Annotated in this window: 24 protein-coding genes; 13 read left to right on the plus strand and 11 right to left on the minus strand. The window is 64.7% G+C overall.

The window, feature by feature from the left end; translation table 11 throughout:
- Nucleotides 1–63: 63 nt before the first annotated feature.
- Entirely contained in the window at nucleotides 64–1,155 is a 1,092-nt protein-coding gene (gene dapE / locus QYR03_RS03790) for a succinyl-diaminopimelate desuccinylase (RefSeq protein ID WP_259851354.1), read from the minus strand.
- 29 nt (nucleotides 1,156–1,184) lie between these two features.
- On the opposite strand from dapE, the gene QYR03_RS03795 reads away from it, so the two are divergent.
- The 3 genes from QYR03_RS03795 (at nucleotide 1,185) to dapD (ending at nucleotide 4,709) form a co-directional block, all read left to right on the plus strand.
- The gene (locus QYR03_RS03795) at nucleotides 1,185–2,120 is read left to right on the plus strand and encodes a succinyltransferase (protein WP_259851353.1); all 936 of its coding nucleotides are present in this window, start codon (nucleotides 1,185–1,187) and stop codon (nucleotides 2,118–2,120) included.
- A gap of 104 nt (nucleotides 2,121–2,224) precedes the next feature.
- Nucleotides 2,225–3,595: an amino acid permease gene (locus tag QYR03_RS03800; protein ID WP_301713025.1), complete on the plus strand. Its 1,371-nt coding sequence runs from the start codon at nucleotides 2,225–2,227 to the stop codon at nucleotides 3,593–3,595.
- A gap of 148 nt (nucleotides 3,596–3,743) precedes the next feature.
- Complete coding sequence (gene dapD / locus QYR03_RS03805; RefSeq protein WP_259851351.1) at nucleotides 3,744–4,709, plus strand: 2,3,4,5-tetrahydropyridine-2,6-dicarboxylate N-succinyltransferase; 966 nt, start codon at nucleotides 3,744–3,746, stop codon at nucleotides 4,707–4,709.
- A gap of 123 nt (nucleotides 4,710–4,832) precedes the next feature.
- Here dapD and QYR03_RS03810 read toward each other — a convergent pair whose 3' ends face one another.
- From QYR03_RS03810 to typA, 8 genes are all read right to left on the minus strand, one after another.
- Complete coding sequence (locus tag QYR03_RS03810) at nucleotides 4,833–6,722, minus strand: hypothetical protein (protein WP_301713024.1); 1,890 nt, start codon at nucleotides 6,720–6,722, stop codon at nucleotides 4,833–4,835.
- A gap of 224 nt (nucleotides 6,723–6,946) precedes the next feature.
- The gene (locus QYR03_RS03815; protein WP_259851349.1) at nucleotides 6,947–7,540 is read right to left on the minus strand and encodes a GtrA family protein; all 594 of its coding nucleotides are present in this window, start codon (nucleotides 7,538–7,540) and stop codon (nucleotides 6,947–6,949) included.
- 136 nt (nucleotides 7,541–7,676) lie between these two features.
- Complete coding sequence (gene dapC / locus QYR03_RS03820; RefSeq protein ID WP_259851348.1) at nucleotides 7,677–8,780, minus strand: succinyldiaminopimelate transaminase; 1,104 nt, start codon at nucleotides 8,778–8,780, stop codon at nucleotides 7,677–7,679.
- A gap of 5 nt (nucleotides 8,781–8,785) precedes the next feature.
- Complete coding sequence (gene fdxA / locus QYR03_RS03825) at nucleotides 8,786–9,109, minus strand: ferredoxin (protein WP_301713023.1); 324 nt, start codon at nucleotides 9,107–9,109, stop codon at nucleotides 8,786–8,788.
- Nucleotides 9,110–9,153: 44 nt separating this feature from the next.
- Nucleotides 9,154–9,543 carry a hypothetical protein gene (locus QYR03_RS03830; RefSeq protein WP_259851346.1) on the minus strand — a complete coding sequence of 130 codons (390 nt, stop codon included), beginning with the start codon at nucleotides 9,541–9,543 and terminating at the stop codon, nucleotides 9,154–9,156.
- Entirely contained in the window at nucleotides 9,540–10,427 is an 888-nt protein-coding gene (mshB, locus tag QYR03_RS03835; protein WP_301713022.1) for an N-acetyl-1-D-myo-inositol-2-amino-2-deoxy-alpha-D-glucopyranoside deacetylase, read from the minus strand. The genes QYR03_RS03830 and mshB overlap by 4 nt, the downstream gene beginning before the upstream one ends.
- 1 nt (nucleotide 10,428) lies before the next feature.
- Complete coding sequence (locus QYR03_RS03840) at nucleotides 10,429–12,219, minus strand: ABC transporter family substrate-binding protein (RefSeq protein ID WP_301713021.1); 1,791 nt, start codon at nucleotides 12,217–12,219, stop codon at nucleotides 10,429–10,431.
- 52 nt (nucleotides 12,220–12,271) lie between these two features.
- Nucleotides 12,272–14,188, minus strand: coding sequence for a translational GTPase TypA (typA, locus tag QYR03_RS03845; RefSeq protein WP_301713020.1), 1,917 nt, complete (start codon nucleotides 14,186–14,188; stop codon nucleotides 12,272–12,274).
- Nucleotides 14,189–14,444: 256 nt separating this feature from the next.
- Here typA and QYR03_RS03850 point away from each other — a divergent pair, with 256 nt between their 5' ends.
- Together QYR03_RS03850 and QYR03_RS03855 are read left to right on the plus strand one after the other, a co-directional pair.
- Nucleotides 14,445–15,182 carry a hypothetical protein gene (locus QYR03_RS03850; protein ID WP_301713019.1) on the plus strand — a complete coding sequence of 246 codons (738 nt, stop codon included), beginning with the start codon at nucleotides 14,445–14,447 and terminating at the stop codon, nucleotides 15,180–15,182.
- Between the two features lie 73 nt (nucleotides 15,183–15,255).
- Complete coding sequence (locus tag QYR03_RS03855) at nucleotides 15,256–15,813, plus strand: DUF402 domain-containing protein (RefSeq protein ID WP_259851397.1); 558 nt, start codon at nucleotides 15,256–15,258, stop codon at nucleotides 15,811–15,813.
- A 31-nt stretch (nucleotides 15,814–15,844) separates the two neighbouring features.
- On the opposite strand, the gene QYR03_RS03860 is transcribed toward QYR03_RS03855, so the two are convergent.
- A complete protein-coding gene (locus QYR03_RS03860) occupies nucleotides 15,845–16,219 on the minus strand; it encodes a DUF2218 domain-containing protein (protein ID WP_259851341.1) in 375 nt (124 codons plus the stop codon).
- Between the two features lie 76 nt (nucleotides 16,220–16,295).
- Here QYR03_RS03860 and QYR03_RS03865 point away from each other — a divergent pair, with 76 nt between their 5' ends.
- The 4 genes from QYR03_RS03865 (at nucleotide 16,296) to QYR03_RS03880 (ending at nucleotide 19,581) form a co-directional block, all read left to right on the plus strand.
- Entirely contained in the window at nucleotides 16,296–17,207 is a 912-nt protein-coding gene (locus QYR03_RS03865; protein WP_259851340.1) for a DUF808 domain-containing protein, read from the plus strand.
- A 94-nt stretch (nucleotides 17,208–17,301) separates the two neighbouring features.
- Nucleotides 17,302–18,396: a hypothetical protein gene (locus QYR03_RS03870; protein ID WP_301713018.1), complete on the plus strand. Its 1,095-nt coding sequence runs from the start codon at nucleotides 17,302–17,304 to the stop codon at nucleotides 18,394–18,396.
- Nucleotides 18,397–18,466: 70 nt separating this feature from the next.
- Nucleotides 18,467–18,952: a hypothetical protein gene (locus QYR03_RS03875; RefSeq protein WP_259851339.1), complete on the plus strand. Its 486-nt coding sequence runs from the start codon at nucleotides 18,467–18,469 to the stop codon at nucleotides 18,950–18,952.
- Entirely contained in the window at nucleotides 18,868–19,581 is a 714-nt protein-coding gene (locus tag QYR03_RS03880) for a DUF4185 domain-containing protein (RefSeq protein ID WP_301713017.1), read from the plus strand. The genes QYR03_RS03875 and QYR03_RS03880 overlap by 85 nt, the downstream gene beginning before the upstream one ends.
- Before the next feature lie 18 nt (nucleotides 19,582–19,599).
- On the opposite strand, the gene QYR03_RS03885 is transcribed toward QYR03_RS03880, so the two are convergent.
- Nucleotides 19,600–20,022, minus strand: coding sequence for a DUF4298 domain-containing protein (locus QYR03_RS03885; RefSeq protein ID WP_259851337.1), 423 nt, complete (start codon nucleotides 20,020–20,022; stop codon nucleotides 19,600–19,602).
- A gap of 109 nt (nucleotides 20,023–20,131) precedes the next feature.
- On the opposite strand from QYR03_RS03885, the gene QYR03_RS03890 reads away from it, so the two are divergent.
- From QYR03_RS03890 to QYR03_RS03905, 4 genes are all read left to right on the plus strand, one after another.
- The gene (locus QYR03_RS03890; RefSeq protein ID WP_301713016.1) at nucleotides 20,132–20,566 is read left to right on the plus strand and encodes a cupin domain-containing protein; all 435 of its coding nucleotides are present in this window, start codon (nucleotides 20,132–20,134) and stop codon (nucleotides 20,564–20,566) included.
- 236 nt (nucleotides 20,567–20,802) lie between these two features.
- The gene (locus tag QYR03_RS03895) at nucleotides 20,803–22,869 is read left to right on the plus strand and encodes a bifunctional UDP-sugar hydrolase/5'-nucleotidase (protein WP_301713015.1); all 2,067 of its coding nucleotides are present in this window, start codon (nucleotides 20,803–20,805) and stop codon (nucleotides 22,867–22,869) included.
- Between the two features lie 179 nt (nucleotides 22,870–23,048).
- Nucleotides 23,049–24,527, plus strand: coding sequence for a DHA2 family efflux MFS transporter permease subunit (locus QYR03_RS03900; RefSeq protein ID WP_259851334.1), 1,479 nt, complete (start codon nucleotides 23,049–23,051; stop codon nucleotides 24,525–24,527).
- Between the two features lie 84 nt (nucleotides 24,528–24,611).
- Nucleotides 24,612–25,472: an SDR family oxidoreductase gene (locus tag QYR03_RS03905; RefSeq protein ID WP_301713014.1), complete on the plus strand. Its 861-nt coding sequence runs from the start codon at nucleotides 24,612–24,614 to the stop codon at nucleotides 25,470–25,472.
- Nucleotides 25,473–25,540: the final 68 nt, after the last annotated feature.

Genomic DNA, 25,540 nt, shown 5'->3' on the forward strand with positions numbered 1-25,540 from the left:
CTAGTTTGTGGGGGGAGATGTGCGGCTGCGCGTGCGCCCACCTACGCGCAGCCGCTGGGCGAGCTACGCGGAGGTGCGGGAAGCCCCGGTCAGGTATGCCATCAACGTGTCGGCGACGGAGCTGATCTGACCGATCGGGCACTGCTCGTCGATCTTGTGGGCGAACCCAGGGTCGCCGGGACCGAAGTTCACAGCCGGAACACCAAGCGTAGAGAACCGCGACACATCCGTCCATCCGAATTTCGCGCGGAAACTTCCGCCGACAGCGGCGAGCAAGCCCTGGGCGGCGGGGGCGTCGAGGCCGGGGAGGGCGCCGGGGACGGCATCGTCGTAAAGCAATTCGAGGCCCTCTTCGAGCGCGAGGGTCTCCTCGATGTGTTGTTTGGCTTCGTCGAGGCTCCGGTCGGGGGCGAAGCGGAAGTTGATGGTGAGGGAGGCTTCGTCGGGAAGCGTGTTCGTCGCCACTCCCCCGGCCAGCCCCACGACGTTGAGGCCCTCCCGGTATTCACAGCCCGCGATAGTGACGGCGCGTGGCTCGTACTCCGCGATGCGCCCGAGCACGCCGGCAAGGTCGTGGGCCGCGTTGTGCCCGAGCCACGCGCGGGCCGAATGCGCGCGGGTGCCGCGCGCGGTGACGGTGACGCGGATGCTGCCCTGGCAGCCGGCCTCGATGATGCCGCCGGACGGTTCGCCGAGCAGCGCCAGCGACCCGGCGAGGAGTTCGGGCTCGTCGCGCTCGAGGTGCGCCAAGCCGTTGTACTCGGCGGCGACCTCCTCCGCCTCGTAGCAGATGAGCGTCATGTCGAACGCGAGGTCGTCGGAGTTGCACAGGGCCGCGAATGCGTGGAGGTAGCACGCCATGCCGGACTTCATGTCCACGGACCCGCAGCCCCACAGCACGTCACCCTCGACGTGGTGCGGGACGTTGTCGGCGATGGGCACGGTGTCGATGTGCCCGGCGAGCACAATGCGCTCGCCCAGACCGCGGTTGGTGCGCGCGACGACGGTGTTGCCGCGGCGGGTCACCTCAACGTCAAGGTCCTCGACAGCAGCCTGGATCGCGTCGGCGATCGCCCCCTCCTCGTGGGACGGCGAAGGAATGTCGATCAAGGCTTTCGTCAACTCGACAGGGTCAGCAAATAGGTCCAGCTTCACGGGGGCGATCCTACCGGTACGATACAGCCATGCCTCAAGGAGCCCGCGCGACAGGAATCGCACAAATCGCCGCTGACGGCACCGTCCTCGACAGTTGGTACCCCACCGTCGAGCTTATCGACGACATCCCCCACCCCCTCACCCGCCGCGTCAGCGCCAACGAGCTCTCGCCCCGGCTGCTCAACCTGATCGGCATGGACCGGGACCGGCACGTGGAAGTAGTGCCGGTGCGCACCGAGATCGCGGACTTGTCGGCCCCCGCCGTCGACGCCCACGACGTGTACCTGCGCCTCCACCTGCTCTCCCACCGCAAGGTCAAGCCCCTGGAGATCAACATGACCGACGTGCTCGAGCACCTCGTGCCGGTGGCGTGGACGAATAAAGGCCCGTGCCTGCCCGACGACTTCGAGTTCGTGCGCACAAACCTGCGTGCGCGCGGAAACATCCACGTCTATGGCATCGAGCGCCTCCCGCGCATGGTGGACTACGTCGTCCCCACCGGCGTGACAATCGCGGAGGCAGAGCGCGTGCGCCTCGGGGCGTACTTGGCGCCCGGCACGAGCGTGTTCCGAGAAGGCTCCGTGTCGTACAACGCCGGAACACTCGGGCCGGCGCAGGTCGAAGGGCGCGTGCTGTCCTCCTGCGTCATCGGGGCGGGCTCCGACATCGGCCTGTCGTCCTTCGTCATGGCCGAGCGCACCGACGGCCACAACCGCACTCCCCTGCGCATCGGCGAGAACTGCGTCATCCGGCCGTCGGCGGGCCTCATCGACCTGAACATGGGCGACCGCTGCGAACTCGGCTCCGGTGTCATTCTCGAGCCCGGCACCATCGTCTACGACACCCGCAACCCGGCCGAGAAGACCTACGTCCCCGCCCGGACGGTCACCGAGCAGTCGGACTGGACCATCACGCACGAGCCGCATTCCGCGACGCCGGTCGTGCGGAACCGGAACGGGGTGTGACGCTGGGCGGGTGCGGGCGTCGATAAGCGTGCTCTTTTTGCCTCCTACTGCATTTAATTCACCCTGAATTCTTGGCGCGCGCCCAGTGTTCCTACACTTGACTCATGTCGAACACCCTCAACAGCGGTTTGCAAACCCGCCACCTCACCATGATGGGTCTGGGCTCCGCCATCGGTGCCGGGCTCTTCCTCGGAACCGGCGTGGGCATCCAGGCCGCCGGCCCAGCCGTCGTCATCGCCTACATCATCGCTGGCGCCGTCACCGTCTGCATCATGACGATGCTCGCGGAAATGGTGGCGTCCCGGCCCTCCTCCGGAAGCTTCGCCACCTACGCCGACCAAGCGTTCGGCGCCTGGGCGGGCTTCTCCGTCGGCTGGTCCTACTGGATCATGCAGGTGCTCATCATCGGCGTGGAGATCACCGGCGCTTCCGCCATCATTTCCGGCTGGTTCGGCATCGCCCCTTGGATCCCCGCGCTTGTCGCCGTCGTGTTCTTCGCGGCAATCAACCTCGCCGCCGTCCGCGGCTTCGGTGAATTCGAGTTCTGGTTCGCCCTGATCAAAGTCGCGGCGATCATCATCTTCCTCGTGATCGGCGTGCTCATGGTCGTCGGCCTCTTCCCGGGCATGGACGCCGTGGGAACCAGCAACATCGACGGTGTCGGCTTCATGCCCAACGGCATCGGCGGCCTCGCCACCGCGATGCTGGCCGTCGCCTTCGCGTTCGGCGGAATCGAACTGGTCACCATCGCCGCCGCGGAATCCGAGAACCCCAAGGAAGCCGTCAGCGCGGCGATCAGCTCCGCCATCTGGCGCATCGCGGTGTTCTACATCGGCTCGGTGCTGCTGATCGTCCTGCTGCTGCCGTACGACCAGATCGCGGGCGCCGACTCGGCCGCCGAATCCCCCTTCACCCTCGTCCTCGACCGCGCGAACGTGCCCGGCGCCGCCACCATCATGGAGGTCGTGATCGCGCTCGCCCTCCTGTCCGCGTGCAACGCGCAGCTCTATGGCAACTCCCGCCTCCTCTACTCGATGGCTCGCGGCGGCGACGCCCCCTCCTACTTCGCGCAGACGAATGCGTCGGGTGTCCCGGTCCGTGCGGTGCTCGTCTCGATCGTGTTCGGTTTCGTTTCCGTCGCCCTGCAGTGGTGGAACCCGCCGGGGCTGCTCACCTTCCTGCTCAACGCTGTTGGCGGCATCCTCATCTCGATCTGGGCGATGGTGATCCTGTCGTACATCCGCCTGCACCCCCAGCTCGTCGCATCGGGTGAGATCACCAGCGTGCGGATGAAGGGCTACCCGTGGTTGCCGTGGCTCACGCTCGCCACGCTGGGCGGCTTCATTCTGCTCATGCTTTTCGACGCCAACGGCCGCACCGAGCTCGTCTCCGCCCTCGTTGTCGTCAGCGTGATAGTCGTGACCAGCCTCATCGTGCACCGCGGCAAGGCTTCCGAACCGGCGCACATGGTCTAGCCCGGTCTAGGGCGGTCTAGCGCGCCGGGTGCCGCCCGCTGTGCGTTATCCCCCACGCCGGCGAAAGATCTTCTAAGCTGAGCACGGTCAGCGCATTGCGCGGGCCGTGCATTCGCATACACCGTAAGAGAAAGAACTGATTGATACTATGACCACCGCATTCGCACGGGGCTTGGCCACTGTCACCCACGATGGAACTGTCCTGGATGTCTGGTATCCGGCACCGAAGCTCGGTGAGTCGGTCGCCACGACGGGGACGACCCGCCTGGAGGAGACCCCGCAGCAGTTCGCCAAGCTCGCCGGGCCGGACGAGGACCGCGGTGTGGCGCGAGTGCCGGTGGCGACGTCGATTGCCGACATTTCGGCCGCCCCCGTCGACGCCTACGACGCGTACCTCCGCCTCCACCTTCTCTCCCACCGCCTGGTCAAGCCGCACGAGGCAAATCTGGACGGTCTTTTCGGCCTGCTGGCCAACGTCGTGTGGACGAACTACGGTCCGTGCGCTGTCTCCGATTTCCAGGTCGTGCGCGGCCGTCTGTCGGCGCGGGGCCCCGTGGTGGTGTTCTCCGTCGATAAGTTCCCGCGCATGGTGGACTACGTCGTTCCGTCCGGTGTGCGCATCGGGGACGCGGACCGCGTTCGTCTCGGCGCCCACCTCGCTGAGGGCACCACGGTCATGCACGAGGGATTCGTGAACTTCAACGCCGGCACCCTCGGCGCATCCATGGTCGAAGGCCGCATTTCCGCAGGCGTCGTGGTGGGCGACGGCACGGACATCGGCGGTGGCGCGTCCATCATGGGCACCCTGTCGGGCGGCGGCAAGGAGACCATCAAGATCGGCGAGCGCTGCCTGCTCGGCGCCAACGCGGGCATCGGCATTTCGCTTGGCGACGACTGCACCGTCGAAGCCGGCCTCTACGTCACCGCCGGCACCAAGGTGGTGCTGTCCGCCGACATCGCCCAGGCCGTGGGCCGCTCCGAGGGCGACACTGTGAAGGCCCTTGAGCTCTCCGGCGCCAACGGCATCCTGTTCCGCCGCAACTCCGTGACGGGCTCTGTTGAGGCGGTGAAGGCGAAGGGCGTGGAGCTCAACGCGGAGCTGCACAACAACTAACGCACTCGCGAACTGACGCCCTCGATGCTGTGGATTTCGATGGCCCCCAACGATCTTCGCACCAAAAGGCCAGATCGCGAACGGTAGGTAGCGCCACTTGATCGGACCTCACCCATGCCAGGGTCATGGTTGTCTGGTGTTGAGGTGTTCAAGCTGAATATATGCAGGCAGGAAACCAGTAACGGGATGGTACCCGGCCGCCGTGACCCACGCTGAAACGTCGGTTATTTGGTTAGCATCGATAACCTCGCACGTGACATGTGGACCGATAGAGTTTTCGGCACAAACCGCATTCACTGCGAGGGACAATTCCTGATTGACGGCCGCTCTGTCTGCGTATTCAGACTCGAACGCGACCGCCACCATAATCAGATGCCTCCCACTGGCAGAGGTTTTTCTAGCATGAGCAACCCCGATCCATGACAGGCCTTTAGTGCAAAAGTGGCGCAGAGCTCGGCGAACGGCGGCGAGCGCGAGTGCCTGATTTGTGGCAGCTATTGATCGTGCCCCTAACGCACGAGGCCATAAGACGGGGAGTTCCAGCGACGTGGCCTGTGGGGGTGCAGCGTTGGGAGAGAAGGTGCTGACGCTGGCCTCTTTCGGCTGATCGAACCACAGTAACTCAATCGGGAAGTCCGTAAAGGAATCGATGCCCAGGTCACCGAGAACATCACACACGTCATGTGCCACAGTGCCGAGTGGCGCCTGCGCATCGACCTCAACTGTCAACAGTGGTTGATGAATGGAACCTTCCACAGCGGAGATGCTATTGGCACGCACGCTAAGCACGGAACACGAACTTGCGGTGCTGCCGGACGCGAGACCCCAAGTGCTGAGAGATTCCCAGATCAGCGCCGGTGTTACAGCTGCGGCGAGACAATCAGGATCAGCCATCGCCTTTTCCTGTTGTAGCTTAGAAACAATTTCCGAGGATGCGAGATAGCCACCGCGGTGAATTGCACGATCGATGATACTTGTTCCTGGCATGAAGCTGCGTACCCGGATGATGCCGCTATCTGGGAGCCGGCGAATACTTAGCGAAGTCCGTTGGGGAGGTTCTCTCAGTGCGTCATCGGCTGTGCGGGCGGCGCTGTCCCCCAACACCTGCGTTAAGGATTGGACAGGGAGAAGATCAGTGCTGAGCGGGATCCGGTACAGAATGATTGGTGTTTCTTCAGCATCCGGTTCATGGACGGTGCTAGGGAACGCCTGGTGGAAAATGATGTTGTGGAATACCGACCCACAATGAACGCCACTTCCACATGCGCTAGCGAAGGCCTGTGCCCGGTCAAGGATGTGCCTCAACACTGATTCTGTGAAAAGAGGATCATCGTCCTGAACGTGCAGGGTGATCGCCGGAGCGGTGGTTGCAGAGTCATCATCAACTTTGAATGCCACGCTATAAGCAAGGCGGCCACAACCGAGAACTTCCTGGGTGTTTCGAGAATCCGAACGAAGATCCTTTACATACTTCCGAGTAAGTTCCCGTACTACCGCGCCTGTGAAGTATTCACGAACAGCAAGAGCTAGCAGTCCTAATGGCTCGGCCATATTCCAGGCAGGAATATGTTCTGAAAGAGCTGATCCTCTTGCGGAGTTGCTGAGGCGCTGAGCTGCGGCTAATGCTGCCTTGGGACTGTAGTCGGGGCGGCGATCAGCGGCAGACGACTGTCTGAAGGAGTAGTTTTTGCTCTCGCACGCGCTATCGCTGACATCCAGGATGGCGAAGTCATGGTCGATGAGCTCATAATGCGTTAAACAGAGCTTCTGGTGGTACACATAATCCAGCACAGATTCATCACTAGGAGCTCCGGCTAGCAACCACTGGATATGTGTGTACTCACGCTCAATGTCCTCGAATGTTGTGGCGCGTCCCCCGGCGCTCTGGACCAAGATTCTTCCGGGAAAATCCCCCGGAAGAACAGCCAATGCCTGGCAGTTTCGTGGGACGGCTAAACCACTGGTCCACGCTGCAATTCCAATCCAACGCACATAATCAATGGACATGGCCATTTCGCCAGTTTAACCTTTTGGTTTGCAGTGGAGTGTTTTAGTATTCTCTTGCCTTCCAGGCCAGTCTCGTTCGCCAATAACATCTACATCGACTAGATTCCGCGAGCTCACGGGATGAGCAGATTCAGGAACCGTGTGCAGATACATCACTACGCGTCCAGGAGTCCGGGACACTGAAACTGCCGGCGGGCGTAATCCCTGCCGGCAGTTCTTTGTTGTCTCCCCTATGCCGCTGTGCTGCTTCTCGCAGCCTTGGGTTTCCGGAATGTCCAGAGCTTGTTGATGATGAAGTTCACCGGCATCGCGATAAGCGTCGAGATCGCCTGCGCCCAGTAGGACTTGGTGCGCAGACCGCTGGAGCCGTCGAAAATGTGGTCTGGCAGGCCGACGGGGGTGGTCGGGTTCATCAGCAGCGTCATGCATGTCAGCGACACGACGAAGGCGACCAACCCCGTTGCCAAGAACGGGAAGAATCCGCGCAGCCACGAACGCTTGATCATGCCTCGGAAGGTCCAGCTGCGGTTGAGCTGGTAGTTCCACGTGTTGGCGAGCAGGAACGCCAGGGACGACAGCAGATGGTACCAGCGCACGTTCCAGCGGGTGGAGCCGATCTGGGCCACGATGTCGTCGGCACCCAGGCCGAAGCCGTGCAGCAGTCCTTTCGACGCCACGTAGAACACGACGAAGTTCACCAGCACGCCGGAGCCTCCGACGATGCCGAACTTGATGAATTCCCGCAGCCCGTCGATCACCCGGACAGCTGTGCTCCCCCGGTTCCCCTGCGCGTCGGCAGTGGGTTCGGTGTCGTTGTGGGTCACCCCGGCCGCCTTCCTTTCCGCGTTGCTGTCGCGCTGTAGTTAAACTCTTGACAGTTTAGTCCCGCGGAGCCGGGTACATGAAAACGTTATGCGCTGCGGCCCCGGCAGCGCATCACCGCCCTACCGCATCACCGAGTCACTCAGTTAAGCGTTGCGCCGCCTCCGCAATCTTCTCGTCGGTCGCAGTCAGGGCGATCCGGACGTGGTGCGCACCGGCCGGGCCGTAGAAATGGCCAGGGGCGGCAAGGATGCCACGGTCGGCGAGCCAGTCGAGGACCTCGCGGGAATCCATACCTTCGCGGCGCGCCCAGAGGTAGAGACCAGCATCGGATTGGTCGACGGCGAAGCCGGCCTCGGGCAGAGCCTTGAGCAGCTCGAGGCGGCGCATGGCGTAGGTGGAACGCTGCATTTCCTCGTGCAGGTCGCTCTCCAGCGCCGCGGCCATGGCGTGCTGGATCGGACCGGGCACTATCAGGCCGGCGTGCTTGCGTACCTCGAGCAGTTCCTGAACGAGGGTTTCGTCGCCGGAAATCATCCCAGCGCGGTAGGACGCCATATTCGAGGTCTTGGACAGGGAGTGCAGCGCCAAAAGGCCGGTGTTGTCGCCGTCGGTGACGGACGGGTGCAGCATGGATACCGGCTCAACGGTCCAGCCGAGGTAGAGGTAGCACTCGTCGGAGGCGATGATCGCACCGGTTTCGCGGCCGAAGGCGACCCAGGAGCGCAGCAGCTCGACGGTCGCAACAGCACCGGTCGGGTTCGACGGGGAGTTGATGAAGACTAAGGCGGCGTCGCGGGGGGCTTTCGCTGGGTCGTCGCAACGCACGACATCGCAGCCTGCGATGAGTGCCCCGACCTCGTAGGTGGGGTACGCGACTTCCGGGATGACGACGGTCTGACCGCGCAGGCCCAGCAGGGTCGGCAGCCACGCGATGGCTTCTTTGAGCCCGATGGTGGGCAGGACAGCGCGCTCGTTGAGCCCGGTGATGCCGAAGCGGCGCTCCAGCGCCGCGACAATGGTGGCGCGCAGCTCAGGGGTGCCCATGGTCTGCGGGTAGCCCGGCGCTGCGGCGTTCTCCGAGAGCGCGAGCTGGATCGGCGGCGGGACGTCGTCGACGGGTCCTCCGACGGACAGGTCAATCAGCCCGCCGGGATGCGACGCGGCTTTCGCCTTCACGTCGGCGATGGTGTCCCACGGAAAGTCGGGCAGGACCTGGCTGAGCGAGCGGCGCGACCCCATGGCCCCTACTCCTGGTTCATGGGTGGCAGCGCGGCCACGAACGGGTGGTCGAAGTCGTAGGGGCCTTCAGCGGCGGCGCCGCCCGGCGAGCCGATTTCCTCGAAGAAGGCGACGTTGGCGTCGTAGTAGTCGTTCCACTCTTCCGGCAGGTCATCTTCGTAGAAGATCGCCTCGACCGGGCATGCGGGCTCGCAAGCGCCGCAGTCCACGCACTCGTCGGGGTGGATGTAGAGCATGCGCTTGCCCTCGTAGATGCAGTCGACCGGGCATTCTTCTACGCAGGCGCGGTCCAGAATGTCGACGCATGGCTCAGCGATGATGTAGGTCATGGACTCCTGTCACTCCTTATGACGAAAATTCTCACATCAGTATGTCACTTCCGCGCCACGATGGGCCACACGCCCCCACCACATGCGGCGGCGAGCAGGATTGCGCTGCGAATCTTATGTTCGTCGATAAGCGTGGCGGTCACTTCGGGTCCGAGAGCGAGCAGCACGAACACGCACAGCCACGCAATGAGCGGCACGAGCGCGCGGAGTGTGTGTTTGCCCACCCAGAGCAGTGCGGTGCGCGTGAATACCGCCCCGAGGCCCGCCGCGGCGAGGATCGAGGGAACACCGTAGGCACTGCTTATCGACGCCACCTCCACCAGCCCCGCCATCCCCGCCCCCGCGCTCAACCATGTGAGGCCGGTGCGGGCTTCCCCGGGTCGGAACTGCGTCCGGGTGACGGGGCGGCGGGAGTGGGGCTGCGGGGTTGTCACAGCGGCAGTCCGCTGGCGATGTCGGCGCCGTGCTCCAAAGGCAGTCCTGCGCCGAGGAGGTAGTGCTCACGGCGGAGGATGGGCTGCGCGATGAGGTTGGACAAGGCGTAGGTGGTCACTGAGCCGCGGGCGGTGGCGGAATGGGGGTTGGTGTGGGTGAGGGAACCGTCGGCGATCCAGATCTGCGTTGCGTGCGCTTTCATAGCCTCGGTCTTGGCGGCGTATTCGACGTCGTTCATCTCGACCCATGTGTCGGTGACGTCGACGGCGTCGAGCTGACCCGGCGCGGGGCGCGTCCAGCCGGCGGGGATGTCGTCGGCGATGTTGGCCTCGAGTTCTTCGCGCAGGCGCGCGGCCCAGAGGATGCGGGGAATGTCGACCTGCTCGGCGGCAAGGTGCGTGATCTCGTGGGCGCGGATGTGGTCCGGGTGGCCGTAGCCCCCGTTCTCGTCGTAGGTGAGCACGAGCTGCGGAGCTTCGCGGCAGAAAATGGCGGCGAGGTCGTTCACAGCGCGGTCGCCGGAGTTCACGAAGGCGCGAGGGTTGCGGCTCGCGGGTGAGCCCGCCATGCCGGAGTCGCGGTATGTTCCGGCGCCGCCGAGGAATTCGCCGCGCACACCGAGGATGTGCAGGGCCCGGGTGAGCTCGTGGATGCGGAACCCGCCGAGCTGGTCCGCCTCGTCGTTGACGAGCCCCTGGTAGGTCTCCCCGATCACTTCCCCCTCCTCGCCGAGGGTGCAGGTGACCACGAGGACATCTGCGCCCCGGCGGGCCAGGTGTGCGAGCGCGCCGCCGGTGGAGATGGACTCGTCGTCCGGGTGCGCGTGGACCGCGACGACGCGCAGACCGACGAGGTCGCGCTCGGGGCGTCGCGGGCGGGTCATGTCACTGTCCGTCGCCGGATTCGGTGCTGGATTCGGTACCGGAGTCTGGCTGGTCTTCGCTGCGGTCATTTGCGGGGCGGTCCTCCTCGGTCTCATTGCGCTTGCGTGCACGGTCACCGTCACGGTCTTCAGTGGTGTCGCTGTCTTTGTCTGTCTCTGTGGCGGGCTCTTCAGTCTCTTCAGGGGTGCGTTCGGCGGTCCACTGGGCGGCACCGGCTACACCGCTGTTCCATTTCTGGAGGTCGGGGTCCGGGCCGGTGATGCCGGTGCCGAGGACCATGATGCGCCGCTCGGAAAGCACGGGCACCCAGACAGCCTCGCGGCGGAGCGTGTCGGAGACGGTGTCGCGCGCTTCGGTTGCTGGGATGCGCCCGGAGAGAATATTGGCGGCCATGCCGCGTGTCGACGGGAGACAAAGGCCGCTCAGGTTACCCGCCGCGAAATCAGTGTCCTCCTGCGGGCACTGGATCCTGCTCGCCCACATGGCGGCACCGCCGTCGATGGACCATCCAACCACAGCATCCACCGTGCCGGCGCGCAGGCGGGAAGCGGTCTCGGTGGCATCCAGAGCCACCGCCTCAGCGTCGATGCCCTTGCCCACGAGGAGGTCGGCCACAGCGCGTGCAGCTGGCATGGCTTGGCTGTCGCGTGGGTCGGCGGCGATGCGCAGCGGGCCCGACTCGGCCGCGGCTTTGCGCAGGGCCTCCGGCTCTCCGTCCAAGGGCTGGGTGGAGTCGGCTGCGGCGAGGTCCCTCGTGCGGCCGGCGGCGATGCGGGAGATGAGGGGGACGTCGATAAGCGATGCAAGCTCCCGACGCGCATCTTTGGAGCCCAGGATCGGCGAATCCACAGACATGGTCACACCGAGCTCGCGCGGACCTTCCTCGAGGCGCAGCTGCGCGCCGGGAATCAGCGAGTACGCATCCCACGACGTCTCCCCCGGCACGTGGTCGACGAAGGCGAGTTGGCCGGAGCGCAGGCGGTCCGCGGCAAGTTCCGTCGGCCGGACGAAATTGAGCGTGAGCAGGTCGATATTCGCCGGGTCCGGAGCCCAAAACCGGTCGTTGCGCTTCAGCGCGATCACGCCGGCGCCCCGGTCGACTTTGTCCACCATGTAATGCCCGGCGGACGCCGGAATCGTGTCGGCGAGCGCGGTGGCGAAATCCTCCGCACGGGAATCCAGCAAATGCGACGGGAGGAGGTAATTGAAGAGGTCGTGCCAGGAGGTAACAGGCTCGTCGAAAAGCACGTCGACTGTCTTGCCTCCCGCGCCGCTCACGCGCACATCGCGGATCGCCCGGTAGCCCGCCGGGTCGACGACCCCCGGCGTGGAGGTCATCCCGCGCCACAGGTACACGAAATCCGCCCCCGTGACCGGGCTGCCATCGGACCACTGCGCGGCCGGGTCGATGACGTAGCGCACGGTCATCGCGGGGGCGTCGGGCTCCGCGGCGTCCCCGGCGTTGTCGACGACATCAGCGGACACGAGCAAGTCCTCGTTCATGCCACCGGCGCCGAACGCGCTCGGCAACGTGAGCTCGGCGACGTCGCGCACCGTGGAGAGCTCATCCGCAACTAGGTGCGGGTTCAACCCGTTGCGCAGGGGCTGCACGCCCACATTAGCCTTCGTACGCGCCGCCGGCTGGGCCGTGGTGGTGGACGTCTCAGTCGCCTCTGTCTCCTCCACGATCGGTGGCGGACCCGGGTTCGCAGAGCACGACGACAACACCCCCAGCGCGAGAACCGGGGCGAGAATCCTCGCCGCTGTAGCTCTGCAACTGGGGGTGCGCATGAGGGTCAATGCTACTGCATCGGCCCGGAAAGCCTGCCGCAGTAGCCCGGCACTACTTGTTCATCTGCTTCGCGCGGGAACGTGCGCGGCCGCGCTCGGTCGCGTTGAGGATGACCTTACGAACACGCATGACCTCCGGGGTGACCTCGACGCACTCGTCGTCGTCGCAGAACTCGATTGCCTCGTCGAGGGACAGGGACTTCGCCTTGGCCAGCGTGACCGTCGTGTCCGCGGAAGCGGCACGCATGTTGGTCAGCTTCTTCTCCTTGGTGATGTTGATGTCCATGTCCTCGTCGCGACTGTTCGCACCGACGACCATGCCTTCGTAGGTCTCCGCGCCGGGCTCGACGAAGAACTCGCCACGGTCCGCGAGCTGCATCAGTGCGTAGGAGGTGACCTGGCCGGAACGGTCGGCAACGAGGGAGCCGGTCGGGCGGCCCTTGATCTCGCCTGCCCAGGGGCGGTGCTCGATGGAGTACGAGTTGGCGATGCCGGCACCACGGGTCTCGGTCAGGAAGGTCGTGCGGAAGCCGATGAGGCCACGGGAAGGGACGTCGAATTCCATGCGGACCCAGTCGCCGGAACCTGCGTTGCCCATCGCGGTCATCTGGCCCTTGCGGTTGGCCATCAGCTGGGTGACGGCGCCCTGGTGCTCGGCCGGGGTGTCGATGACCATGTGGTCATAAGGCTCGTAGGTCTTGCCGTCGATCTCCTTGGTGACCACCTGCGGCTTGCCCACGGTGAGCTCGAAGCCTTCGCGGCGCATCGTCTCGATCAAAACGGTCAGGGCCATCTCGCCGCGGCCCTGGACTTCCCAGGCATCCGGGCGGTCGGTCGGCAGCACCTTGATGGACACGTTACCGATGAGCTCCTGGTCGAGGCGGGCCTTGATCAGGCGGGCGGTGAGCTTGTCGCCGCCACCGCGGCCGGCCATCGGGGAGGTGTTCACACCGATGGTCATGGAGATCGCCGGGTCGTCGACCTTGATGCGCGGGCGCGGCTCGACCTTCTCCGGGTTGCAGAGGGTGTCGCCGATCATGATCTCGTCGATGCCGGACACGGCTGCGATGTCGCCGGCGATGACGTCGCCCTGGGCGGGGACGCGTTCAAGGCCCTCGGTGACCAGCAGCTCGGCGATCTTGACGTTCTTGACGTGCTGTTCGCCCTCGGAGTCATAGTGGACCCAGGCGACAGTGTCGCCCTTCTTCACGGAGCCGCGGTAGACGCGGATCAGGGCGATGCGGCCGAGGAAGGAGGAGGAGTCGAGGTTGGTCACCTGCGCCTGGAACGGAGCGTCGATGTCAGCGGAGGGCTCGGGCAGGACGTCGTAGATGACGTCGAAAAGCGGCTGCAGATCCTCGTTGTCCGGAAGCTGGCCGTTGCCCGGGTTGTCGAAGGAGGCGCGGCCGGCGCGGCCGGAAGCGTAGAGGACGGGCAGCTCGAGCAGGTTCTCGGCGGCCTCGGCGGCCTCGGGGTCCTCGAGGGAGGCGCCGAGCTCCAGGAGGAGGTCCTGAGCCTCGTCGACGACTTCGTCGATTCGCGCGTCCGGGCGGTCGGTCTTGTTCACGCAAATGATGACGGGCTTCTTCGCTTCGAGTGCCTTGCCCAGAACAAAGCGGGTCTGCGGGAGGGGGCCCTCGGAGGCGTCGATAAGCAGGACGACGCCGTCGACCATGGACAGGCCACGCTCGACCTCGCCGCCGAAGTCTGCGTGGCCCGGGGTGTCGATGACGTTGATGACGAGGTCGCGGCCGTCCTTGCCCGCGCCCTTGCGGCGGATGGAGGTGTTCTTCGCCAAAATGGTGATTCCGCGCTCGGACTCGAGGTCTCCGGAATCCATGACGCGGTCTGCAACCTCGCCGTGGTCGCCGAACGCGCCGGACTGCTCCAGCATGCCGTTGACGAGAGTGGTCTTGCCGTGGTCGACGTGGGCGACGATGGCGACGTTACGGAACTCAGGGTGCGACACTTCTTCGTCTGCTCCTTTGCATAGGCGTACTGCACACGGCAGTTGAACGGTTAAACCCTACTCCGGTAGGGCTTTGCGTGCGATACCGAAGGTACACGCGCGCGAAAATTCTCATGTCCCGTCCAGAATCGCGCCTTGACCACACGCCGAAAACCAGTTATCCCCTGGACAGCTGTTGCAAAAGTGACCAGCGTAACTAAAGTTGCAGGAGTTGTAATTGTTATCGCTTTATTTTCCCCGACGAAGGATCGAATCCTTGAAGTTAGCGACACCCCTCCGCACCGCCTTCGCCTCCGCGACTCTGTCCGCCGCGCTCGTAGCGGGAGCCGTGGGCGCCGTGGGTGCCACCGCCGCCCCCGCGCCTGCCCAGGCTGCGCCGGCACCGGCCCCTACTTCCCTCGCGGCGCTCGCCGGCGGATCCTCGAATGTCGTCGACTCACTCGGGCGCCCAACGCCGCAAGTGCAGCGCGCTGTCACGGACTTCGCCAACCGCCCCGGCACACCTCCGCAGGTGCGCGATGCGCTCTTGGCCGGACTTGCGTTCCTCACCGGCGGCGGCGGTGGCAACGCCGGCCCTGGACTGCCGGAAAGCGGCCCGGCTTTCCGCCAGGGCCTGTGGCCGACCATCTCCCCCAACTGCATGGGGCCGGGCATGAACTCGACGGGCTCGCTGATCGCGGTCCCCGGCCCGGCACGCATCCCGGTGCCTGCACCCAAGGCCGGTCAGGCCACTTTCGTGTTCACAGCTTTGGGTACAAAACCGGCATCTCCCCAGCAAGGGGCCATGAATGTCCACTGGGTCAACCTGGCGACTCTCCGCACCGGTGTAACGCCTCTGCGCAACAACGGGATTAACCCAACAGGACCGGCAACGCTCTCCAACGTCGCCGACACGGGTTCCGGCCCGGTGCTGGCGGTGGTCTCCGGGGCAGTCAAGACCGACGGCCGCAGCTGCGGTTTCGCCCCGACGGCGCTGAGCGTGACGGTGAAGTAGAGACCAGGCAACCACGAACCACGGACCACGGACCACTATGGACGAGCAGATTCACGGACGGCAGCTGAACGGCATGAAGGCGGACCGCGCGGATCAACCCGATCTGCACCCGGTGAAGCAGGAGACATTCGACACCACGTCGAAGACCAACACGGACCCGAAGGGCTTCCTGAGGGACGTGGACACGTTCAAAGTCACCGATTTCGGCTTGTACATGGCCCGTGGCGCGAACCACCCGAAATTCGGCTACCTGGAGAGCTGGCTGCTTCCGGAGCTGAAGCTGCGCGCGAATATCTTCCACTTCCGCGAAGGCGTGGATGTGGAACAGGACTACTACTTCGACATCGCCGACATCGACATCGAGGGCGATGTGTGGCGCACCCGCGACCTCTACGTCGACCTCGTCGCTGTCCAGGGCGAGGCGATCGATGTGCTCGACATCGACGAGCTCGCTGCCGCGACGTCCGCGGGCCTGATCACGGCGGAGGAGGCGGAGAGAGCTATCGACGCCACACTCAACGCCGTCGAGGGCATCACCCGCCACGACGACGACGCGATGGAATGGCTGCGCGCCCAGGGCATCGAATTGACCTGGGCGGACGAGGTGGAGCTCACACCGGCCGCATCCTAGGCCCCCGATGCCCACAGCGTCCGGTGCCCCCCTAGGCGCTGGTCAGCTCCTCGCGGGTGAAACGTGCGCGGCAGCCGTCAGCGCGGGTGAATTCCACGACGACATCTCGGTCGTGCGCGAGGTGCAACAGCCGGGTCGCCAGTTCGCGCTCCGCACGCTCGACGGCAGGTTCCGCCCCTTCGACGCTGAGCATGAGCACCCCCTCGGTGCCGATGACGTCACAAGTCGCAGAACCGCTTCCAGGGGCTTGAAGGGTGCGGTCCGCGGGGAAGGTGAACGTGCCTTTGGAGGTCTCGGGGTCCCAAGTGGCGTCGATAAGCTGCTCAAAATAGCTGGCCAGCAACTTCCCGTACCGCGCGGGACGGTCGAGTCGCACGCGCGCGGTCGAGGTCACGGTTTTCGGCATGGACCACACCCTACCCAAACGCCGCGGACAGATTAGTATTCGTTGTTTGAACACCCCCCAACAGAAAGGTCCGCGTATGGCTGGCGGTCTCCTCGCCTTGCTTGACGACGTCGCCCTCATCGCCAAAACCGCCGCCTCCAGCATGGATGATGTCGCAGGCATGACGGCGAAGACATCGACGAAGGCGGCCGGTGTCGTGATCGACGATGCCGCGGTCACGCCGCAGTACGTCACCGGCGTGACCCCCGCACGCGAGCTGCCCATCATCTGGAAGATCACGAAGGGCTCGCTGCGCAACAAGCTGCTCATCATCCTCCCGATCGCCCTCCTGCTCAACGCGTTCGCCCCGTGGGCGCTGGTGCCCATCTTGATGGTCGGCGGCACTTACCTGTGCTTCGAGGGCGCGGAAAAAATCGCCGATAAGCTCCTCCACAACGAGAAGGACCAGCAGGAAGAGGCGGTCAACCGTGACGAGCAGGGCGAAGACGCCCTGGTGAAAAGCGCGGTGCGCACCGACCTCATCCTGTCCGCGGAGATCATGATCATCTCCCTCGACGAGGTCGCCGACCAGCCGTTGATGGTGGAGTTCATGGTGCTCGTCGCAGTCGCGATCTTCATCACCCTCGCCGTGTACGGCGCAGTGGCGCTGCTGGTCAAGATCGACGACATCGGGCTCGGCATGATCGAACGCGACAAAGCCCCGGGTCTGGGGCGCGCCCTGGTCAACGGCATGCCGGTCGTGCTGAAGATCATCGGCATCGTCGGCACCGTGGCCATGCTCTGGGTCGGCGGCCACCTGATCATCCGCGGCCTTCACGAGGTCTTCGGTTGGCACTGGCCGCACGACGTTCTCGAGCACCTGGCGGAGGCGGTCGGCGGCGGCGCCCTCGGCTGGCTGGTGGACACCGCCGGCTCCGCCTTGGCGGGCCTCCTCGTCGGCTTCGCCGTCCTCGGCATCGTCTCGCTGGTGCGCAAAGCCGTCCGCTAAGCCGCCGTCTGGTAGGCCGCCGTCCGCATTCCCTTGCGCGCGCCCCAGAGTGGCGACTCGGGCTGGGGACGCACCCGCGCTAAGGTCGAGGCCCATGGAACCGCTGCCCCGCTACCCACTCGCCCCGTCCGCCCTCGGCGGCGGAACCGAGCTCAGCGTCGGCAGCCTCATCGCCGCGACACTTTTCGAGAACGCCGGCACCCCGGCTGCCGATGAGCCCCTGCACACGACAGTCGAGCTCGATCCCGACCCGCTCACCGGCGCATGGCGCGTGCGCTGGCCCGTTGCCCACGGCGGAATCATCGGCGAGATCAGCGCTTCCGACCGCGCCCCGTACCGCAGTGTGGACACCCTCCACGAAGCCGGACTGGTTCCCACTGCCCAGGCTTTCATCTCCTTCGACCGCACCACCGCCAGCCACCGCGTCGTCGTGCAGCTCGCCCCCGCCGCCATGTGCGTTCCGCGCAACAACCTGCTGCCGGGTGCTCTGCTTCTGCCCGGCACCCTGCCCGGCGAAGATTCTGTCTACGTCCACGTCGCCGATGGTGAGTTCACCGCCGCCGAGACCATGCTGATGTCCCCCGGCCAGTGGCTTGTGGGCCTGCACCTGCACGGCCGCACTGTTGTGGTCACCTGCGGCGGCCGCGTTCTGGGCACCCTGAACCCCGCCCAGGCTGGGCCCGTCCGCGAAAAACTCGCCACCCTGTTCGCCCAGGGGTCCGATGTCAAAGCGCGCGCCTGGGCTGTCGAGGGGTCCATCAGCGTCGACGTCACCCGCACACCCGGGTCCTTCCCCGTGCGTACCCTGCCTCCGCTACCCCTGCCGGCCGGACCCGAAATAGACATTCCTTCCGCGGAGGTCTACCAATTCGCTGACGGCTCCCTCGTCGTCACCGTCGACTTGCCCTCCGCCATCGATCCCGAGGACTTCGTCCACCCCCGCGAAGGCGCCCGCACCGTCGCACCCGTCCACCCTGCCGAGGACGCGCCCACCCAGTACTTCCCCGCCTTCGTAGACTTCAACCCGCCATCCGCGGACGACGGCGATGCCGCAGCCAGCGAGACCTATCTCACCGAGGTGGAGAAAGTCCGTCTCCGTCGCGCACGCCGCAAGTCGAACGGACCGAAACACAGCAGAGACGACGACGCCCCGCAGGAATACACCGGGCGTCACCGCCGCGACGGTTAGCCCCGGGTTTGCAAGAGTTCCGTTGCGGTTCAGTCATTTTCCCTCCCCGTGTCTTGAAATGAGCTCCGTTATGCGTCCGTTCCGCCGTTGCGCCCTCTCAGCCATCGCCGCCGGCACCATTGCCGCGACCGCACTCGCTCCCGCCCCCGCGGGTGCGCAAAGCTCCCTAAGTTCGACGAGTTCCTCCAGCTCGAGCAGCTCCACCAGCTCCCGCAACCTGATCAACGAGTTGGGCGCCTTGTTCGCCCCGCAGCAGAAACCGAAACCGCAGACGCCGAAGCCGGAGGACAACACGAACAAGGGCTTCGCTGTGGAAATGGTCGGCGACCTGCTCGGCAACCACCAGCCCAATTTGAGGCTCGGCGCAGCCGACCTGGGCATCATGGTGCCGTTGATGAACGAGACGTTCGCGGTCGTCTTCGGCGTATCCTCACCGGCAGGTACTTCGGCGAAGGCAAGTGGCTCAGCCCCGTGGGCTTCGTGGCCGAGCGCGACGAGAACGGACGCATCACCTTCAACCGACCGCTCAACGACGGCAAAACTGCCGACCAGCTGATTTCGTACCAGCACTACGACAACCGCACACTAATCCCGTCCGACGTGATCAACCTGGACGGGACGCTCTACATGCAGGGCATGTGGAACGAGGGCATCGGCAATGTGCGCGAAACCCAGATCTGGAGGTCCACCGACTACGGCAAGACCTGGACCTCGGTCGGGCGGACTCCCTACCGCTACATGAACAGCATGGGCAACCTGATTAGCTGGGAGAAGGGCCCGGACGGATACATCTACGTAGTGTCCACCGAATTCAACCGCGACGACCCCGTCTACCTCTCCCGTTGCCGCGAGGAGCAGATGGCGGACCGCAAGCAGTGGGAGTTCTACAACCCGTCGAAAGGCACATGGGGCCACGACCTCCTCCCGATCCTGTCCGATAACGTCCAAGCTGGCGAGATGCCCCTACGCTACATCGAGAACCACTGGGTGCTCGCCATGTTCAACGAAGAGACTGCCTCTATCGAAGTGCGCATCTCCGACACCGTCGCCCGCGACTGGAATTCGATCACGCCGGCGCGCGTCGCCGTCGACGAGACCGCGGTGTCGGAAGAGACCATGCACCGCCTCGGCGACGCGGAAGCGATGGAGAACGCCGCGGACAACGCGGCCACCGCGCTGCACTAGGCGAAAGCGCTAGCGCGGCTATGGTTCGTCGATAAGCCTGTCGCCCTCGTTGATGGGTTCCTCATCGACGGTTTCCTCGTCCGTCGGCGCGGTGCCGGGGTCGACCTCCGGGTCGTTCTCGGCCTCGTACTCGCGCACGATGCGCGTCGCGGTCTCCGCGATTTCCTTCATGGACTGGTAAAAACGCCCCATCTCGTTCCACACGCCGTCCTCCGACAGCACACCGAACTGGGCTTCGGGGAAATCTCGGACGTCGTCGCGCCAGATGGATTCGTAATAAGCGATGAGCTTTTTCATCGAATCCCAGTCCTCGGCAAGCCGCTCCGGGATCTCCTCCCAACGGTCGTTGGCCTCGACGAAGTGGGACAGGCGCCCATCGTTGGCAATTATTCGTTCCGGTATGTCCTCGGATCCGGGAAAGTCGTTTTCACCACTGCTCATGCCGTCACTGTACTCCGCGAATTCCCCTTAAGCGGGGTTATTGCACGGCACGGGCAGCACAGGGGGCGGGTACACTGGGAAGTGTCAAACCCCTAGTCGAGGAGGAAAAATGACAGCACAAACCGGAAACGACCACGGCCCGAACCCGTACGTCGTCGACATTGAGAAGGCCACCCTGGACAACGGCGCGTTCCGCGACACGCTGTGGACAGGCAAGAACCTCCAGCTCACCGTCATGACCATCCCGGTAGGCGGCGAGATCGGCGCTGAGATCCACGACGGCCACGACCAGTTCCTGCGCCTCGAGGCAGGCGAGCTCCACGCTAAGATCGGCCCGAGCGAGGACGACCTCGAGGTCGACCAGGTCATCGGCGCCGACTGGGCAGCGTTCGTCCCGGCCGGCAAGTGGCACAACTTCGTCAACGAGTCCGACACCGAAGCGAAGCTGTACTCCATCTACGCTCCGCCGGAGCACAACCCGGGTACCCGCCACGAGACCAAGGCGGATGCCGACGGCGACCCGCAGGAGACCGACGGCGTCTAGAACGCACCGTCTTCAAAAAAGTCCAGCATTTGCGCTGGGCTTTTCGCTTATCGACGTCACCCCCTTTTCATCTGGCGGTCACGCTCTGGACATGTCGCCGTCACAACTGGTCCATGTGCCTGGCTTAGTTTTTGAAATGTCCTGGTTGGAATCTGGCAACCGCAGCACCGTGCGCTGAACGCGGCTCTCCAGCCGGTAATTCGTTTCACTACCGCCCCCCGGAAAGGTTTCCCACGATGCGTAACCGCGTGCTGTGCGCCACGATCACAGCGCTGTCCGTCAGCGCCGCCAGCGTCTCCCCCGTCATCGCCCCGTCCGCATCTGCCGACGAGACGACCGCGAAGATCTCAATCTCGAACATCACCGACTTCCACGGCCGTTTCGCTTACAACGAGGATTCCCGCAAACCGGAGGCATCCGTCCCGGGCGCCGAGCGCTTGAAGTGCGCCATCGACAAGGAAGGCGAATCCTTCGGTGACGCGCACATTCTCACCTCCTCCGGCGACAACATCGGCGCATCCCCCTTCGAGGCAATGCTTCTCGACGACGCCCCGACCATCGACGTCCTCAACGAGATGGGCCTGAAGGTCTCCGCAGTGGGCAACCACGAATTCGACAAGGGCGCGGCCGATCTTTCCGACCGCGTCATTCCGGATGCTGAATTCCCTTACCTCGCAGCTAACGCGGAGTCTGTGAAGGGGACGAAGCCGTACCACGTCGAGGAGCTCGACGGCGTGAAGGTCGCGTTCGTCGGCACCGTCACCGACGACATGCCGAACCTGGTCAGCCCGGACGGCATCAAGGGCATCACCTGGAACAACCCGGTTGAGACCACCAACAAGCTGGCGAAGCAGATCAAGGACAACAAGGAAGCCGACGTCGTTGTCGCTCTCGTCCACGCCGGCGACATCACCCCGGACAAGTTCGACAAGGCCGTCGACATCGCGTTCCTCGGCCACACGCACACCTACATCAACGCGGACGGGCGCACGACTCCGGTTGTCCTCCAGGCCGGCCAGTATTCCCAGGGCTTCGCCAACGTCGACCTGAGCGTCGACCGCGCCACCAAGAAGGTCACCGTCGACGAGGCCAAGATCGTCGACAACGCCACCGTCCTGGGCTGCACCGACAAGACATACCCGGAGATTCAAACCATCGTGGATGCGGCCAAGGCAGAGGCAGCCGAGGCAGGCAAGACGGTCGTCGCAACGACCACCTCCGACTTCGCCCGCGGCGCCGACGAGGGCGCCGATTCCGGTTCCAACCGGGGCGTTGAGTCTTCCCTGAACAACCTCCTGGCTGACGCCGCACGCTGGAGCGTCAACGCGAACTCCAACACCACCGCCGACATCGGCGTGATGAACGCCGGTGGTGTCCGCGACGATCTCCCCGCCGGCGACATCACCTACCAGCAGGCCTTCTCCGTCCAGCCGTTCGGCAACGAGAACACCTACATCACGCTCAAGGGCAAGGACTTCAAGGAAGCCCTCGAGCAGCAGTGGAAGCCGGGCGGTGACCGTCCAGTGCTGTCCCTCGGCCTGTCGAACAACGTGTCCTACACCTACGACCCGGACGCTGAGCAGGGCAACCACATCCTGTCCGTCACCGTTGACGGTAAGCCGTTGGAGGCAGAGAAGGACTACGTTGTCGCAGGTTCCACCTTCCTGCTCGGCGGCGGCGACAAGTTCGATGCCTTCACGAAGGGCTCCGCGCCGCAGAACCTCGGTCTCGTCGACGTCGACGCGTTCATCCAGTACCTGAAAAACAACAAGGACCTCAAGCCGCGCGGCCAGGCTGGTGTGGGCGTCAAGGTCGAGCAGCCGCTGAAGGCGGGTGCCGAGAACACCATCGACCTGACCTCCCTGATCTACACCGAAGGCGACCCTGCCAAGAAGGTCACCGTCGCGCTCGAGGATGCCGCAGGCAAGGAGTTCGCCACCGCCACCTCCGCCATCGACCCGTCGTTCGGCGAGAAGGGCTATGGCGAAGCCGGTAAGGCGACCGTCAAGCTCAATGTCCCTGCTGACGCACCGAGCGATGCGGTCCTGCGCATCACCACGGAGAAGGGCACCGACGTCACCCAGCCGGTGACGACCACTGGCAACGCCAAGGACGGCGGCAACGCATCCAACGGCAACAGCTCCTCCAGCTCCGACGGCTCCAGCGCCAAGCCGATCCTGATCGGCCTGGGCATCGCTGGCCTGCTGGCCGCTCTCGCCGGCGCCGTCGCCTTCCTGCCGCAGTTCGCGCCAGTCCGCGACCAGATCAACGCAGTGCTGAAGGACTTCGGCATCCAGATCTAGTTTTCACCGGTTCCGGCCGGCTCCCCTGCCAGTCCCTCCCACAGGCCGTGGGCGGGACTGGCTTTCTTTCTGCCCGGGGAATGGAATATTGAACGTGGACGCGGCAGGCAAATGCGAGTAGATTTCCGTTGTTGGCCACTATGAATGTCGTTGGCCGCTATGGATAGGGAGGGCATGCGATGACGCAGGACGACAGTGCCGCTGCGAAAGCCGCCGAGCACGACAGTCACGGCTCACCGTGGCCCGCTCTCTGGTCGATGATGGTCGGCTTCTTCATGATTCTGGTGGATTCCACCATCGTTTCCGTCGCGATCCCGGCGATCGCGGAAAGCCTCGAAGCCAGCTACAACGACGTGATCTGGGTCAACAGCGCCTACCTTCTGGCCTATGCCGTTCCGCTACTGATCACGGGCCGCCTGGGTGACAGGTTCGGCCCCCGGCGGATGTATCTTCTTGGCCTGGCGGTGTTCACCGCCTCCTCCTTGGCCTGCGGTGTCGCGGGTTCGGTGGGCATACTCATCGCCGCGCGCGCTTTCCAGGGCCTCGGCGGCGCAATGCTGACACCGCAGACCATGTCGGTGATGATCCGCACCTTCTCACCTGCCCAGCGCGGCAGCGCCATGGGTGTGTGGGGCGCGGTGGCCGGTGTGGCGACAGTCGTTGGGCCACTGCTCGGCGGTGTTCTCCTCGACCTCGGCGGGTGGGAGTGGATCTTCATCGTCAACGTTCCCTTCGGCATCATCGGACTGTTTGTGGCGTGGAAGAATGTTCCGGTCCTTGAACTCACCGCACGCCGGCTCGACTGGCTCGGGGTGGCTCTGTCCGCTGTGGGCATGTTCTGCCTCATCTTCGGTATCCAGGAAGGATCCAACTTCGACTGGGATGCCCGCTCGATCGCCCTGATCATCGGCGGCCTCGTCTTCATCGCGGCTTTCGTCGGCTGGCAGTCGCGCACGTCCCGCGATGCGCTCGTCCCCCTATCCCTGTTCGCGGACCGGAACTTCGCGCTCGCCTCGGCGGCGATCACCACCGTCGGTTTCGCAGTGTCCACTTTCGCCATTCCGTGGATGATCTATGTCCAGCGCGTGCAGGAATTCACACCCACGCAGGCCGCACTACTCATCCTGCCCTCGGGGCTGGTGTCGGGAGCACTGTCCGGGTTCGTCGGCAAGCTGACCAACACCCACGACCCGAAGCCTTTCGCTATTGCGGGTTTGGCGGTGACGTCGTTGAGCATCTTCGCCTCGGCTTTCATCACGGACCCGCAGATCAGCCCCTATTGGATGCTGTTCATCAGCCTCTTCTACGGCCTCGGCAACTCACTGATCTGGGGGCCACTGTCGATGATCGCCACGCGCAACCTCGATCCGTCGCTCGCTGGCGCGGGCTCGAGCGTGTACAACACGGTGCGGCAGGTGGGAGCTGTGATCGGCTCTGCCGCTGTGGCTGCGGCGATGTCCTCCCAGCTGTCGCAGCGCCTCGGCGACGGAGGCGGTGGCGAGGGCGGACACTCCGAAACCGGTCCATTGCCCGAATTCCTCCACGCGCCGTTCGCCGAAGCCATGAGCGTGTCTCTTCTGCTTCCGGCTGGTGTGCTTGTGATCGGCGTCGCTGTGGCAGCTATGTTCGCGAAGACGCGCACATGGAGCGATAACTAGACCCCCAGATCCGTTATGCCGCAAATCACATTTGATAAGCGGTTTGAGCCACGCAATACACTTTCGGGCCATATAGTTATTTTCATGTGGAATCCATTTGCGAAACCGTTTCATGAAGACACCAACGAGACCCCCTATGTGAAGCCCGCAGACTTCGCCGCCGACGCCGCTTCCCGTCCCGCCGCATTCATCACCGGCGGGGCCAGCGGCATCGGCAAAGCCACCGCGCAGCGCCTGCTCAACCTCGGCTGGACCGTCGGCGTATACGACGTCCAGGAGGTCGCCTGGGGCACCAGCGAGATCCCCGAGGGGCAGCTGATCACCGGGCACCTCGACGTCACCGACCGCGACGGCTGGGACGCAGCCTTGGCGGAATTCACCTCTCAGACCGGCGGCCGCCTCGACTTCTTGTTCAACAACGCCGGCATCATCATCGACGGGCTGCTCGTCGACCAGGATCCGGAGAAGATCCGCGCGCTCGTCGACATTAACTGCCTCGGCGTCACCTTCGGTGCGCAAGCGGCGCACCCCTACCTGAAAGCCACGAAGGGCGCGGTGCTGATCAACATGAGCTCCGCCTCTGCCATCTTCGGCCAGCCGGAAATCTCCACCTACTCCGCAACGAAGTTCTACGTCAACGGCATCACCGAAGCGCTCAGCGTCGAATGGCGTAACGACGACATCCGCGTCCACGACCTCATGCCCCTCTGGGCCGCCACCCAGGTGGCCAACGTGAAGGCGCAGTCGGTGAAGACGATGGGAGTGAACCTCACCCCTGGCGACGTCGCCGATGAAGCCGTCCGCGTCCTGACCAAGAACGCTCCGTGGGGCAAGTGGGTCCCCCACTACGCCGTCAGTCTCACCGACCGCCTGCTCAAGTGGCTGCGCAAACCCTTCCCCGACCCCATCGCGCAGCTGCTCATGCGTTTCGTCGCCACCTGGTAGCCCGCGCACCCATTTCTCCACCCCAAAAACCAAGAAGGGCCCCAGCCGGGGCCCTTCTTTCCGTCCGA

This window comes from Corynebacterium sp. P4-C1 (assembly GCF_030503595.1).
GTDB lineage: Bacteria > Actinomycetota > Actinomycetes > Mycobacteriales > Mycobacteriaceae > Corynebacterium.